The organism is Pseudomonas sp. GW456-L13 (assembly GCF_017350115.1).
Classification (GTDB): Bacteria; Pseudomonadota; Gammaproteobacteria; order Pseudomonadales; family Pseudomonadaceae; genus Aquipseudomonas; species Aquipseudomonas jessenii.
The window spans coordinates 1,586,533-1,600,380 of the sequence record NZ_JACNAS010000002.1 but is presented as its reverse complement, the minus strand read 5'-3'; the positions used below and the strand labels follow the sequence as shown (position 1 = coordinate 1,600,380).

15 protein-coding genes are annotated in these 13,848 nt (G+C 59.2%); 11 read left to right on the top strand and 4 right to left on the bottom strand.

Annotated elements, in window-relative coordinates; all coding sequences use genetic code 11:
* Positions 1 to 9: 9 nt before the first annotated feature.
* Positions 10 to 300, top strand: coding sequence for a DUF6482 family protein (locus J4D25_RS21405; protein WP_008022513.1), 291 nt, complete (start codon positions 10 to 12; stop codon positions 298 to 300).
* A 121-nt stretch (positions 301 to 421) separates the two neighbouring features.
* Complete coding sequence (locus J4D25_RS21400; protein ID WP_008022510.1) at positions 422 to 1,039, top strand: FKBP-type peptidyl-prolyl cis-trans isomerase; 618 nt, start codon at positions 422 to 424, stop codon at positions 1,037 to 1,039.
* Positions 1,040 to 1,171: 132 nt separating this feature from the next.
* On the opposite strand, the gene J4D25_RS21395 is transcribed toward J4D25_RS21400, so the two are convergent.
* From J4D25_RS21395 to J4D25_RS21385, 3 genes are all read right to left on the bottom strand, one after another.
* On the bottom strand, positions 1,172 to 1,429 hold the full coding sequence (locus J4D25_RS21395; RefSeq protein WP_008052059.1) for a hypothetical protein: 258 nt from the start codon (positions 1,427 to 1,429) through the stop codon (positions 1,172 to 1,174).
* A gap of 204 nt (positions 1,430 to 1,633) precedes the next feature.
* On the bottom strand, positions 1,634 to 1,975 hold the full coding sequence (locus tag J4D25_RS21390; protein ID WP_008154270.1) for a zinc ribbon domain-containing protein YjdM: 342 nt from the start codon (positions 1,973 to 1,975) through the stop codon (positions 1,634 to 1,636).
* A 203-nt stretch (positions 1,976 to 2,178) separates the two neighbouring features.
* Positions 2,179 to 3,147, bottom strand: coding sequence for a polyprenyl synthetase family protein (locus tag J4D25_RS21385; RefSeq protein ID WP_057713233.1), 969 nt, complete (start codon positions 3,145 to 3,147; stop codon positions 2,179 to 2,181).
* 239 nt (positions 3,148 to 3,386) lie between these two features.
* Between J4D25_RS21385 and rplU the strand changes: the two genes are divergently transcribed.
* From rplU to J4D25_RS21360, 5 genes are all read left to right on the top strand, one after another.
* Positions 3,387 to 3,701, top strand: coding sequence for a 50S ribosomal protein L21 (gene rplU, locus J4D25_RS21380; protein ID WP_007950961.1), 315 nt, complete (start codon positions 3,387 to 3,389; stop codon positions 3,699 to 3,701).
* Between the two features lie 35 nt (positions 3,702 to 3,736).
* On the top strand, positions 3,737 to 3,994 hold the full coding sequence (rpmA, locus tag J4D25_RS21375; protein WP_003281574.1) for a 50S ribosomal protein L27: 258 nt from the start codon (positions 3,737 to 3,739) through the stop codon (positions 3,992 to 3,994).
* Positions 3,995 to 4,189: 195 nt separating this feature from the next.
* Positions 4,190 to 5,413, top strand: coding sequence for an Obg family GTPase CgtA (cgtA, locus tag J4D25_RS21370; RefSeq protein ID WP_008052064.1), 1,224 nt, complete (start codon positions 4,190 to 4,192; stop codon positions 5,411 to 5,413).
* 137 nt (positions 5,414 to 5,550) lie between these two features.
* Positions 5,551 to 6,669 carry a glutamate 5-kinase gene (proB, locus tag J4D25_RS21365; RefSeq protein WP_057713234.1) on the top strand — a complete coding sequence of 373 codons (1,119 nt, stop codon included), beginning with the start codon at positions 5,551 to 5,553 and terminating at the stop codon, positions 6,667 to 6,669.
* 12 nt (positions 6,670 to 6,681) lie between these two features.
* Positions 6,682 to 7,146, top strand: a complete 465-nt coding sequence (locus tag J4D25_RS21360) for a CreA family protein (protein ID WP_057713235.1) — start codon at positions 6,682 to 6,684, stop codon at positions 7,144 to 7,146.
* Between the two features lie 213 nt (positions 7,147 to 7,359).
* On the opposite strand, the gene rpsT is transcribed toward J4D25_RS21360, so the two are convergent.
* Complete coding sequence (rpsT, locus tag J4D25_RS21355) at positions 7,360 to 7,638, bottom strand: 30S ribosomal protein S20 (RefSeq protein WP_007970922.1); 279 nt, start codon at positions 7,636 to 7,638, stop codon at positions 7,360 to 7,362.
* Positions 7,639 to 7,890: 252 nt separating this feature from the next.
* Here rpsT and murJ point away from each other — a divergent pair, with 252 nt between their 5' ends.
* From murJ to lspA, 4 genes are all read left to right on the top strand, one after another.
* Entirely contained in the window at positions 7,891 to 9,429 is a 1,539-nt protein-coding gene (gene murJ / locus J4D25_RS21350) for a murein biosynthesis integral membrane protein MurJ (RefSeq protein WP_057713236.1), read from the top strand.
* Positions 9,430 to 9,558: 129 nt separating this feature from the next.
* Positions 9,559 to 10,497 (top strand): bifunctional riboflavin kinase/FAD synthetase, encoded by a 939-nt coding sequence (gene ribF / locus J4D25_RS21345; protein ID WP_057713237.1) that lies wholly within the window; start codon positions 9,559 to 9,561, stop codon positions 10,495 to 10,497.
* 13 nt (positions 10,498 to 10,510) lie between these two features.
* Entirely contained in the window at positions 10,511 to 13,342 is a 2,832-nt protein-coding gene (gene ileS, locus J4D25_RS21340; RefSeq protein WP_057713238.1) for an isoleucine--tRNA ligase, read from the top strand.
* On the top strand, positions 13,335 to 13,847 hold the full coding sequence (gene lspA / locus J4D25_RS21335) for a signal peptidase II (protein ID WP_015096890.1): 513 nt from the start codon (positions 13,335 to 13,337) through the stop codon (positions 13,845 to 13,847). Before ileS ends, lspA begins: the two co-directional genes overlap by 8 nt.
* The last annotated feature ends 1 nt before the right edge of the window (position 13,848 follow it).

Genomic DNA, 13,848 nt, shown 5'->3' with positions numbered 1-13,848 from the left:
GGTGCGTTCATGACCCTGCATGAGTTGAATGCGTATGCCGTCGCCGGGAAGGTCGATGAGCTGAACCTGATCTCGATGGAGGGGGGCATCTACCTGTTGGAGGCGCGGATGCATGGCGCGGCGTATCCATTGAGCGATACCCACGGACACATGATGAGCCTGCGTTCGGTGGAGCATGCCCGTGATGTGCTGCGCTCCTTTCCCAAGTTGCACTTCAACCTTGTGCACACGGTCGTGCACGACGAAATGTGCGGTCTGGTTGCCGATGTTGAGGAAAACCTGAAGGTGCCGATCGCCTGAGGTCCCTCATCAATGGCATGACATCTGTGCTAGTCTGCTGACCCTTTTGGTTCCGGGCGCTCCGGGACGCGCTGTGCACGCATGGCAAGTTCCCGAGCCGTCCGCACAGCGGAGCAGTGTCATGTCCGAAGTAAATCTGTCCACCGACGAAACCCGCGTCAGCTACGGTATTGGCCGTCAGCTGGGCGACCAACTGCGCGACAACCCGCCACCGGGCGTAAGCCTGGACGCGATCCTGGCGGGTCTGACCGACGCATTCGCCGGCAAGCCAAGCCGTGTGGGTCAGGAAGAAATGTCCGCCAGCTTCAAAGTCATCCGCGAAATCATGCAGGCCGAAGCTGCAGCCAAGGCTGAAGCGGCTGCTGGCGAAGGCCTGGCCTTCCTGGCTGAAAACGCCAAGCGTGAAGGCATCACCACTCTGGCTTCCGGCCTGCAGTTCGAAGTCCTGACCGCTGGCGAAGGCGCCAAGCCATCCCGTGAAGACTCCGTGCGTACTCATTACCATGGCACCCTGATCGACGGCACAGTATTCGACAGCTCCTACGAGCGCGGCCAGCCTGCGGAATTCCCGGTTGGCGGCGTGATCGCTGGCTGGACCGAAGCCCTGCAACTGATGAACGCCGGTAGCAAATGGCGCCTGTACGTGCCGAGCGAGCTGGCATACGGCGCTCAAGGCGTTGGCAGCATTCCGCCGCACAGCGTACTGGTATTCGACGTCGAACTGCTCGACGTTCTGTAAGACCCGCTGATTACCTGTAGGAGCGAGCCTGCTCGCGATGGGCGTCAACGATTACGCGGCCATACTGAATGAACGCGGTGTCTTTGAGTTTTTCGCGAGCAATCTCGCTCCTACAGAGTCTTGCGGTGATTTTCATATTTCGATCTTGTGGTGCAGTTCACTGTGCGGGCGCAACGCCCGGGCATAGCAGAACAGAAACAGATTACGCACCAGTTCCTTGAGCACCACCGGCTCGCTGGAACTCAGGCCATTGAGGTCAAGATCACCTTGGTCCTGCAGTTCGCTCAAGGCTTCTTCTTCAAGCACTGCACAGACTTCCCCGGTTTCCCGATGCAGGATCCTGAGGTAAGGGTGTGGGCGGTCCAGCCAGGCATCGATCAGATAAGTCATGGTTCTCATCTCCATTGAAGGTTTGATGAGAATAATTCTTATTCATCAAATAGCAAGGGCCTATTGGCGGTTTGCGCTTTTTTCCGGGTAAAGATTGCGTCAGGTCAAAAGGACTGGCGTTTGGCTATTGCGAGGAATTACTGGGCGAAGCAGGGGAGGGGGAGGCGCCATCCCGCGCCAGGCGCGGGATGGATAACAGCAGGCTCAGACTTTTCTGACGAACTCGGACTTGAGTTTCATCGGGCCGATGCCGTCGATCTTGCAGTCGATGTCGTGATCGCCATCGCACAGGCGGATGTTCTTGACCTTGGTGCCGACCTTGACCACCAAAGACGTACCCTTGACCTTGAGGTCCTTGATCACGGTGATGGTGTCGCCGTCTTGCAGGACGTTGCCGACCGAATCCTTTTTCACTGTGTCATCGGACACCGCTTCGGCTTCACCGCTGGCGGACCATTCGTGGGCGCACTCGGGGCAGATCAGCTGGGCGCCGTCTTCATAGGTGTATTCGGAATTGCATTTTGGGCAGGGTGGCAACGTGCTCACTAAGGCTCCTTGGATTCAGGATCGCTAAAAAGCGCACATTATATAGGGTTTTAGCCGGGAGGGGTGCAGCGCAGGAAAACCTGTGGGGAACAAACCTGTGGGAGCGAGCTTGCTCGCGATGGCGTCCTTTCAGTCAACAACAATGTTGAATGTAAGTGCCTAATCGCGAGCAAGCTCGCTCCCACAGGGGGCTTGCAGTGTTGTCAGTGCGTACGCGCGACCGCGAACTCGCTCAGTTCAACCAGTGCATCGCGGTACTCGCTGGCAGGCAGCGCTTCGAGACACTTGATTGCGCGTGCCACATAGTCGCGTGCCAGTTGCGCGGTGTACTCCAGCGAGCCCGAGGCTTCCACGGCTTCGCGGATGCTTTCCAGGTCTTCGATTCCGCCTTTCTGGATCGCCTTGCGCACCAGGGCGGCCTGTTCCGGCGTACCTTCGCGCATGGTGTAGATCAGTGGCAGGGTCGGCTTGCCTTCGGCCAGATCGTCACCGACGTTCTTGCCCAGGGTTTCGGCGTCGCCTTTGTAGTCGAGCAGGTCGTCGACCAGTTGGAAGGCCACGCCCAGATGATCACCGAATGTACGCAGGGCTTCGGCCTGTTCCGGCGTGGCCTGGCACAGGGCGGCGGCGCTGTGGGTCGAGGCTTCGAAAAGCATCGCGGTCTTGCCGCGGATGACTTCCATGTAGGTTTCTTCGGTGGTGCTGGCGTCCCGCACCTTCGACAGCTGCAATACTTCGCCTTCGGCGATGATGCGCGTGGCTTGCGAAAGGATCTTCATCACCGGCATCGAGCCAAGTTCGACCATCATTTCGAATGAGCGCGAATACAGGAAGTCACCGACCAGTACGCTTGGCGCGTTGCCCCACATGGCGTTGGCGGTCGAGCGGCCACGGCGCATGCCGGACATGTCGACCACATCGTCATGCAGCAGGGTGGCGGTGTGCAGGAACTCGATGGTCGCGGCCAGCAGACGCAGGTCATCGCCTTCGCGGCCCAGGGCCTTGCCACACAGCAACACCAGTAAAGGACGCAGGCGTTTGCCGCCGGCCGAGGTAATGTAATCGCCGATTTTCGATACCAGCGGCACTCGGGAAGTCAGCTGCTTCTTGATGATGCCGTCGACGGCGCTAAAATCGTCCGCCACCGCGCGGTAGAAAGCTTGGGGTTGCATCAGCGACAGTCGCTCCAGAAGGGTTGCGCGGCATGCTAGGACCCACGCTTGCAGGTGTCAAGGCGCGATGGACGGCCTCTTGCAAGGCTAGCGTGGCTTGCGTACAATCGCGCACCCTGAACTTCCTGGGCAGCACCTGCCTTACGCAATTGCAAGCGGGCCTCCAGCCCCATGCAGCCATGCCAGCCAATACCTCTTCTTATAAAGAGCTGGGTGAGCAGGATTATCGGAGAAATACCATGTCTTATGCAGTAATCGTTACTGGCGGCAAGCAGTACAAAGTCGCCCCAGGTGAATACCTGAAGATCGAAAAACTGGAAGTCGCTACCGGCGAATCCGTTACCTTTGATCGCGTTCTGTTGGTTGCCAACGGTGACGACGTGAATATCGGCGCTCCAGTTGTTGCTGGCGCTACCGTTGTGGCTGAAGTGATCTCCCAAGGTCGTCACGATAAAGTCCGCATCATCAAGTTCCGTCGCCGTAAGCACCACATGAAGCGTATGGGCCACCGCCAGTGGTACACCGAGATCAAAATCACCGGTATTCAGGCTTAATTACAGCCTAATTCCTCACTAGGAGAATTGAACTCATGGCACACAAAAAAGCTGGTGGTAGTACCCGTAACGGTCGCGACTCAGAAGCCAAACGCCTTGGCGTGAAGATGTATGGCGGCCAGGCTATCAAAGCAGGCAACATCATCGTGCGTCAGCGCGGCACCCAATTCCACGCTGGCTACGGCGTTGGCATGGGTAAAGATCACACCCTCTTCGCTAAAGTCGAAGGCGTGATCAAGTTCGAAGTAAAAGGCGCCTTCGGTCGTCGTTACGTGAGCGTAGTCGCAGCTTAATTGCGCGATCGCTGGAAAAGCCCTGTCTCGCGACGGGGCTTTTTCGTTTGTGGGGTGAGTCTCTTGCAAAGCTGTTTGTATGGGCTGTCGGCGTACGATGTAGGTATCGTGGTTCAGGGTCGCTGCGCTCATTTTTGCAAGAGTCTTATGTCTTGATTGTTTTTCGGCTCGTCCGTATGGCGAGAGGCGTTTGTTATGAAGTTTGTTGATGAAGTATCGATTCGCGTAAAGGCTGGTGACGGCGGCAATGGCGCCATGAGTTTCCGTCGGGAAAAATTTATCGAGAACGGTGGCCCGAACGGCGGTGATGGCGGTGACGGCGGTTCCATCTACATGATGGCCGACGAAAACCTCAACACCCTGGTGGACTACCGTTACACCCGGCACTTCGATGCCGAGCGTGGCTCCAACGGCGGCAGCACCGACTGCACCGGCAAGAAGGGTGAAGACCTGATCCTGCGCGTTCCGGTCGGCACCACGGTGATCGACTCCGCGACTCAGGAAGTCATCGGCGACCTGACCAAGGCCGGTCAGAAGTTGATGGTGGTGCAGGGCGGCTGGCACGGTCTGGGCAACACCCGTTTCAAATCCAGTACCAACCGTGCGCCGCGCCAGACCACTCCGGGCAAGCCGGGCGAGCAGCGCGACCTGAAGCTGGAAATGAAAGTACTGGCTGACGTAGGTCTGCTGGGTTTGCCGAACGCCGGTAAAAGTACCTTTATCCGTTCGGTTTCGGCTGCCAAGCCGAAAGTTGCCGACTACCCGTTCACCACGCTGGTGCCGAACCTGGGTGTGGTCAGCGTCGATCGCTGGAAGAGCTTCGTCATTGCCGATATTCCGGGTTTGATCGAGGGCGCTTCCGAAGGTGCTGGTCTGGGCATTCGCTTCCTCAAGCACTTGGCGCGTACGCGTCTGCTGCTGCACCTCGTGGACATGGCGCCGCTGGATGATGCCAGCGCACCGGATGCCGCTGAAGTGATCGTCAACGAGCTGATCAAGTTCAGCCCGTCCCTGGCGGAGCGTGATCGCTGGTTGGTCCTGAACAAGTGCGACCAGATCCTTGATGAAGAGCATGATGCTCGCGTCAAGGAAATCGTTGATCGCCTGGAATGGACTGGTCCGGTCTACGTTATCTCGGCTATCTCCAAACTCGGTACCGAGCGTCTGTGCCATGACATCATGCGTTACATGGAAGATCGTGCCGATCGCCTGGCCAATGACCCGGCCTACAAGGAAGAGCTGGCTGATCTCGATCAGCGCATCGAAGACGAAGCTCGCGCGCAACTGCAGGCGCTGGATGACAAGCGTGCCCTGCGTCGCAGCGGCGTGAAGTCGGTCCATGACATCGGCGACGATGATTGGGACGAAGAAGATGTGGATGACGAAGACGGTCCGGAAATCATTTACGTGCGTGACTGATTCGTTGCGATAAACTTAAGCGCCGCTCAATCGAGCGGCGTTTTGGTATCTGGAAATCGATTGTTGGTCACGAGTAACCACGAATAACGTCACGGGCAGCGCTGGGTCGCGCTGCCCTCAAGCTAAGGTTGAAGATGATGCGGAGCAAGGTGACAGGTGCGCAGCGTTGGGTCGTGAAGATCGGCAGCGCTTTGCTGACGGCGGACGGCAAAGGCCTGGATCGCGCGGCAATGGGTGTCTGGGTTGAGCAGATGGTGGCCTTGCATGAGGCGGGTGTCGAGCTGGTGCTGGTGTCCTCTGGGGCGGTGGCAGCCGGTATGAGCCGTTTGGGCTGGACCTCGCGACCCAGTGCGATGCATGAACTTCAGGCTGCCGCCGCAATCGGCCAGATGGGGTTGGTGCAGGCCTGGGAGTCGAGCTTCGCCAAGCATGGCCGGCATACCGCGCAGATTCTCCTGACTCACGACGACTTGTCCGACCGCAAGCGCTACCTGAACGCCCGCAGCACCTTGCGTGCGCTGGTCGAACTGAAGGTTATCCCGGTGATCAACGAGAATGACACCGTGGTCACCGACGAAATCCGTTTTGGCGACAACGACACCCTGGCGGCGCTGGTGGCGAACCTGGTCGAGGCGGACTTGCTGGTGATCCTGACGGATCGCGACGGCATGTTCGATGCTGATCCGCGCAACAATCCGGATGCTCAGCTGATTTACGAGGCGCGTGCCGATGATCCGGCGCTCGACGCGGTGGCGGGTGGCACCGGTGGTGCGCTGGGACGTGGTGGTATGCAGACCAAATTGCGTGCTGCGCGTCTGGCGGCCCGTTCCGGTGCTCACACCATCATCGTTGGCGGGCGGCTTGAGCGTGTGCTGGATCGCCTCAAGGCGGGCGAGCGCATCGGCACCCTGCTGTCGCCGGAGCGCGGCATGTTGGCGGCGCGCAAGCAGTGGCTGGCCGGTCATCTGCAAACCCGTGGCACTCTGGTGCTGGATGCGGGTGCGGTGACTGCGTTGTCTCAGGGCAACAAGAGCTTGCTGCCGGTTGGGGTCAAATTGGTGCAGGGCAGCTTCCGTCGCGGCGAGATGGTGGTTTGCGTGGCGCCGGACGGTCGCGAGATTGCCCGTGGCCTGGCCAACTACAGTGCGCTGGAGGCGCAAAAAATCATCGGTCAGTCGTCTGAGGCGATTGTCGGTCTGTTGGGTTACATGGCGGAACCGGAGCTGGTTCACCGCGATAACCTGATCCTGGTCTGAAGGAATACCTGAATGCGCGTGGCAAAAGGATTGTTGGGATTGCTGGTGGCGATGCCGCTGCTGGCGTCGGCCGAAGAGATCGGTCAGGTGTCGACGGTGTTCAAGTTCGTCGGGCCGAATGACCGGATCGTGGTCGAGGCCTTTGATGATCCCAAGGTCGACGGCGTGACCTGCTATCTGTCGCGCGCCAAGACCGGCGGGGTGAAGGGTGGTCTTGGTTTGGCCGAGGACCGTGCCGAAGCGTCTATCGCTTGTCGGCAGGTCGGGCCGATCAGCTTCAGGGGTGAGCTCAAGGATGGCGACGAGGTGTTCAAGGAGCGCACGTCCCTGGTGTTCAAGACCATGCAGGTGGTGCGCTTCCTCGACAAAAAGCGCAATACGCTGGTGTACCTGGTGTACAGCGATCGCCTGATCGAGGGTAGTCCGCAGAATGCGGTGACGGCGATTCCGATTTTGCCGTGGGCGCACGCTCAGTAACCTTACGCAAAACGAAATGTGGGAGCGGGCTTGTCTCCGGGCGGCGATCCGACGAATGCGGTGTATCAGATGACATGTGCGTCTACTGACACTCCCTCTTCGTCGGATCGCCGCCCGGAGACAGGCCCGCTCCCACATTTTTTGTGTCGCGTTCATCAAATCGCAGGCAATAAAAAACCGACCCTGAGGTCGGTTTTTTAATGAACGAGTCGCTTAGGCAGCAGCGGCAACGTTCAGGGCCTTCACGTGGCCATTCAGGCGGCTCTTATGACGAGCGGCCTTGTTCTTGTGGATGATGCCTTTATCGGCCATACGGTCGATAACTGGCACAGCCAGAACGTAAGCAGCTTGAGCTTTGGCAGCGTCTTTTGCGTCGATGGCCTTAACTACATTCTTGATGTAGGTACGAACCATGGAACGCAGGCTGGCGTTGTGGCTGCGACGCTTCTCAGCCTGTTTTGCACGTTTTTTGGCGGAAGGTGAGTTGGCCACCGTCGAGCTCCTCGAAAGACTTTTTAGGAAATAGCAAACAAAATAGGCCGCGAATCATGCCGATGAGTTGAGGTCTTGTCAAGGGCGGTTGAGACGTTCCGCTAAGTGGTAGGCGCTACACCTCTGGATATTTCTTTCCAGCGTGCGACCTGTAAACTCGCGAGCTTTGGCTCTGTGCTGTTGCGGCGCGGAGTATCGCATAAGTGGGCGCGTAGTTCGCCTGCTGTTTATCGACAGGCACAAACTCTTTCAATGAATCTGCTCAAATCGTTGGCCGCCGTCAGCTCTATCACGATGCTTTCCCGGGTTTTGGGATTTGTTCGTGACACCCTAATTGCACGTGCATTCGGCGCGGGAATGGCGACCGACGCCTTCTTCATCGCCTTCAAACTGCCCAATCTGTTGCGGCGGATTTTCGCCGAAGGGGCGTTTTCCCAGGCATTCGTACCGATTCTTGCCGAATATAAAAGTCAGAAAGGGGATGAGGCGACGCGAACCTTCATCGCCTATGTTTCCGGCCTGCTGACGCTGGTGCTGGCACTCGTCACGGCATTGGGCATGATTGCCGCCCCGTGGGTCATCTGGGTGACCGCGCCGGGTTTCATCGATACGCCCGAGAAGTTCGAGCTGACCACGAGTCTGTTGCGGGTGACCTTTCCTTACATATTGCTGATTTCCCTGTCGTCGCTGGCGGGTGCGATCCTCAACACCTGGAACCGTTTTTCGGTCCCGGCATTCGTGCCGACGCTGCTCAATGTCAGCATGATTATTTTTGCGTTGTTCCTGACACCGTACTTCGATCCGCCCGTAATGGCGCTAGGTTGGGCGGTACTGGTGGGTGGCCTGGCACAGTTGCTCTATCAGCTGCCGCACCTGAAAAAGATCGGCATGCTGGTGTTGCCGCGCCTGAACCTGCGCGACAGCGGCGTCTGGCGGGTGATGAAGCAGATGTTGCCGGCGATTCTTGGGGTATCGGTGAGCCAGATCTCGCTGATCATCAATACGATTTTCGCTTCGTTCCTAGTCGCAGGTTCCGTGTCCTGGATGTACTACGCCGACCGTTTGATGGAGTTGCCATCCGGCGTGTTGGGCGTGGCGCTGGGGACGATTCTGCTGCCGACTCTGGCCAAGACTTACGCCAGCAAGGATCGCCACGAATACTCGCGCATCCTCGATTGGGGCCTGCGTCTATGCTTCGTGCTGGTATTGCCTTGCGCCTTCGCGCTGGGGATTCTGGCCGAACCGTTGACGGTTTCGCTGTTCCAGTACGGCCAGTTTGATGCCCATGATGCGGCCATGACTCAGCGCGCGTTGATCGCCTATTCCGTCGGTTTGCTCGGAATTATCGTGATCAAAGTGCTCGCGCCGGGCTTTTATGCGCAACAAAACATTCGCACGCCGGTAAAAATCGCAATTTTCACGTTGGTCGTCACTCAGTTGTTCAACCTGTTGCTGATCGGTCCGCTGGCTCACGCGGGCCTGGCGCTCGCCATCAGCGCCGGCGCCTGCCTCAATGCAGGGCTGCTCTTCTATCAGCTGCGTAAACAGCAGATGTACCAGCCGCAACCGGGCTGGGCAAAGTTCGGCTTCAAGCTGGTGGTTGCGGTAGCGGTGATGTCTGGCGTGTTGCTGGCAGGGATGCATTTCATGCCGGCGTGGGGCGAGGGGCAGATGCTTGAGCGTTTCCTGCGTCTGGGTGCCTTGGTCGTTGCCGGTGTGGTGGCTTATTTCGGCATGTTAGTGTTGATGGGCTTCCGTTTGCGCGACTTCAATCGCAAGGCGCTGGGCTGAGGTTCTGGCCTTGATAAACACGGGCGAGCCGGCGGTTTTGTCGGCTCGATCACTTTGGGTTACGGTGTTGCCTGTCGTCGGCCGCCGGGTGTGGTTATAATCGACCACTTTATGAGCAAGAAGCGCGTTATGCAGCTGGTTCGAGGCCTCCACAATCTGCGCCCCCGGCATCGGGGCTGTGTCGCCACTATTGGCAACTTTGACGGTGTACACCGCGGCCACCAGGCTATCCTGGCGCGACTGCGTGAGCGTGCGCTCGAGTTGGGCGTGCCCAGCTGCGTGGTGATTTTCGAGCCGCAACCGCGAGAGTTCTTCGCTCCGGACACCGCGCCGGCCCGTCTGGCCCGCCTGCGGGACAAGCTGCAATTGCTGGCTGCCGAAGGCGTCGACCGTGTTCTGTGCCTGGCTTTCAACCAGCGCCTGAGCAAGCTCAGTGCCAGTGAGTTCGTCGATACCATTCTGGTCGACGGTCTTGGCGTCCAGCACCTGGAGGTCGGGGATGACTTCCGTTTCGGCTGTGACCGCGCGGGAGATTTCGATTTCCTGCAACAGGCCGGCATCGTTCAGGGTTTTACCGTCGAGGCGGCGCAAACCGTTGAGCTGGATGGTCTTCGCGTCAGCAGCACTCAGGTCCGCAATGCCCTGGCCGCAGCTGATTTTGCCTTGGCCGAGCGACTGCTGGGTCGCCCGTTCCAGATTACCGGGCGGGTACTCCACGGCCAGAAGCTGGCTCGCCAGTTGGGTACGCCCACGGCCAACATACAACTCAAGCGCCGTCGCGTTCCGCTTTCCGGGGTTTACCTGGTCAACGTCGACATCGACGGCAAGACCTGGCCAGGCGTCGCCAATATCGGCGTGCGGCCAACGGTACAAGGTGATGGCAAGGCCCACCTCGAAATACATCTTTTAGATTTTGCCGGCGATCTGTATGACCGGCGTTTAACGGTGGTTTTCCACCACAAGCTGCGTGAAGAGCAGCGTTTCGCCTCTCTGGAGGCGTTGAAAACGGCGATCAACGCGGATGTCGCCGCCGCCCGTGCACTAGCCGCACCTAGCGCCCATCGCTAATGAAGAGCCTTAAATGACCGACTATAAAGCCACGCTAAACCTTCCGGACACCGCCTTCCCAATGAAGGCCGGCCTGCCACAGCGCGAACCGCAGATCCTGCAGCGCTGGGACAGTATTGGCCTGTACGGAAAGTTGCGCGAGATTGGCAAGGATCGTCCGAAGTTCGTATTGCACGACGGCCCTCCGTACGCCAACGGCTCGATTCACATCGGTCATGCGCTGAACAAGATTCTCAAGGACATGATCATCCGCTCGAAGACCCTGTCGGGCTTCGACGCGCCTTATGTTCCGGGCTGGGACTGCCACGGCCTGCCGATCGAGCACAAGGTCGAAGTGACCCACGGCAAGAACCTGGGCGCGGACAAGACCCGCGAACTGTGCCGGGCCTACGCCACCGAGCAGATCGAAGGGCAGAAGTCCGAGTTCATCCGCCTGGGTGTGCTGGGTGACTTCGCCAACCCGTACAAGACCATGGACTTCAAGAACGAGGCCGGTGAAATCCGTGCCTTGGCCGAAATCGTCAAGGGCGGTTTCGTGTTCAAGGGCTTGAAGCCTGTGAACTGGTGCTTCGACTGTGGTTCGGCCCTGGCCGAAGCGGAAGTCGAGTACGAAAACAAGAAGTCCTCGACCATCGACGTGGCCTTCCCGATTGCCGATGAAGCCAAACTGGCTGCCGCTTTCGGTCTGCCGTCGCTGGCCAAGCCTGCCTCGATCGTGATCTGGACCACCACCCCGTGGACCATCCCGGCCAACCAGGCGCTGAACGTTCACCCGGAATTCAACTACGCCCTGGTCGACGTCGGCGACAAACTGCTGGTGCTGGCTGAAGAGCTGGTCGAGTCGTGCCTGGCGCGCTACTCGCTGGAAGGCTCGGTCGTTGCGACCACCACCGGTAAAGCGCTGGAACTGATCAACTTCCGTCACCCGTTCTACGACCGTCTGTCGCCGGTTTACCTGGCCGACTACGTTGAACTGGGCGCCGGCACCGGTGTGGTTCACTCATCTCCGGCCTACGGCGTGGACGACTTCGTGACCTGCAAGAAGTACGGCATGGTCAACGATGACATCCTCAATCCGGTCCAAAGCAACGGCGTTTACGTACCGTCGCTGGAGTTCTTCGGCGGCCAGTTCATCTGGAAGGCCAACCCGGCCATCGTCGACAAGCTGACCGAAGTCGGTGCGCTGCTGCACACCACCGTCATCGAACACAGCTACATGCACTGCTGGCGCCACAAGACCCCGCTGATCTACCGCGCCACCGCGCAGTGGTTCATCGGCATGGACAAGCAGCCGACCACCGGCGACACCCTGCGCCAGCGTTCGCTCAAGGCCATCGAAGACACCAAGTTCGTCCCGGCCTGGGGCCAGGCGCGCCTGCACTCGATGATCGCCAACCGTCCGGACTGGTGCATTTCCCGTCAGCGCAACTGGGGCGTGCCGATCCCGTTCTTCCTGAACAAGGAAAGCGGCGAGCTGCACCCACGAACCGTCGAGCTGATGGAAGAAGTTGCCAAGCGTGTTGAAGTCGAAGGCATCGAGGCCTGGTTCAAGCTGGACGCAGCCGAACTGCTGGGCGATGAAGCGCCGCAGTACGACAAGATCAGCGACACCCTGGACGTCTGGTTCGACTCGGGTACTACGCACTGGCACGTTCTGCGCGGTTCGCACCCGATGGGTCACGAAACCGGCCCGCGCGCCGACCTGTACCTGGAAGGTTCGGACCAACACCGTGGCTGGTTCCACTCGTCGCTGCTGACCGGTTGCGCCATCGACAACCACGCACCGTATCGCGAACTGCTGACTCACGGCTTCACGGTTGACGAGTCCGGCCGCAAGATGTCCAAGTCCCTGGGCAACGTGATCGCGCCACAGAAAGTCAACGACACCCTGGGCGCCGACATCATGCGTCTGTGGGTCGCTTCGACCGACTATTCGGGTGAAATGGCGGTTTCCGAGCAGATCCTGCAACGCAGTGCGGACGCCTACCGGCGTATCCGTAACACCGCGCGTTTCCTGCTTTCGAACCTGACCGGCTTCAACCCGGCCACCGACCTGCTGCCGGCCGAAGAAATGCTGGCTCTGGACCGTTGGGCCGTGGACCGTACCCTGCTGTTGCAACGCGAACTGCAAGAGCACTACGGCGAATACCGCTTCTGGAACGTGTACTCGAAGATCCACAACTTCTGCGTGCAGGAACTGGGCGGCTTCTACCTCGATATCATCAAGGATCGTCAGTACACCACTGGAGCCGACAGCAAGGCCCGTCGTTCGTGCCAGACTGCGCTTTTCCACATCTCCGAGGCGCTGGTGCGCTGGATCGCGCCGATCCTGGCGTTCACCGCCGACGAACTGTGGCAGTACCTGCCGGGCGAGCGTAACGAGTCTGTCATGCTCAACACCTGGTACGAAGGCCTGAGCGAACTGCCGGAAGGCATCGAGCTGGATCGCGCTTACTGGGACCGGATCATGGCGGTCAAGGTCGCGGTCAACAAGGAAATGGAAATCCAGCGTGCAGCCAAGGCTGTCGGTGGCAACCTGCAGGCCGAGGTGACGCTGTTCGCCGAAGACGCGCTCACCGCCGACCTGGCCAAGTTGAGCAACGAACTGCGCTTTGTACTGATCACTTCGACCGCCAGTGTTGCGCCATTGGTGCAAGCACCGGCCGATGCCGTGGTCACTGAAGTCAGCGGCCTGAAGCTGAAAATCGTCAAGTCGGGCCACGCCAAGTGCGCTCGTTGCTGGCACTGCCGTGAAGACGTCGGTGTGAACCCGGAGCATCCGGAAATCTGCGGCCGTTGCGTCGACAACATCAGCGGCGCTGGCGAGGTCCGTCACTATGCCTAATGCCGTAGGCCGTTTCGGACGGCTGAGCTGGCTCTGGTTGAGTTTGCTGGTCCTGGTCATCGACCAGGCCAGCAAGTTCTACTTCGAAGGCAAGCTCCAGATGTACCAGCAGATCGTAATTATCCCCGATTACTTCAGCTGGACCCTGGCCTACAACACTGGCGCGGCGTTCAGCTTCCTGGCTGACAGCTCCGGCTGGCAGCGCTGGCTGTTCGCGTTGATCGCTGTCGTGGTCAGTGCGGTGCTGGTGGTGTGGCTCAAGCGTCTGGGGCGCAACGAGACCTGGCTGGCGGTTGCGCTGGCACTGGTGCTCGGCGGCGCGCTGGGCAATCTGTATGACCGCGTTGCCCTGGGCCATGTGATCGATTTCATTCTGGTGCATTGGCAGAATCGCTGGTATTTCCCGGCGTTCAACTTTGCCGACAGCGCAATCACGGTTGGTGCTGTCATGCTGGCACTGGATATGTTCAAAAGTAAAAAGACCGGAGAAACCGTTCATGACTGAA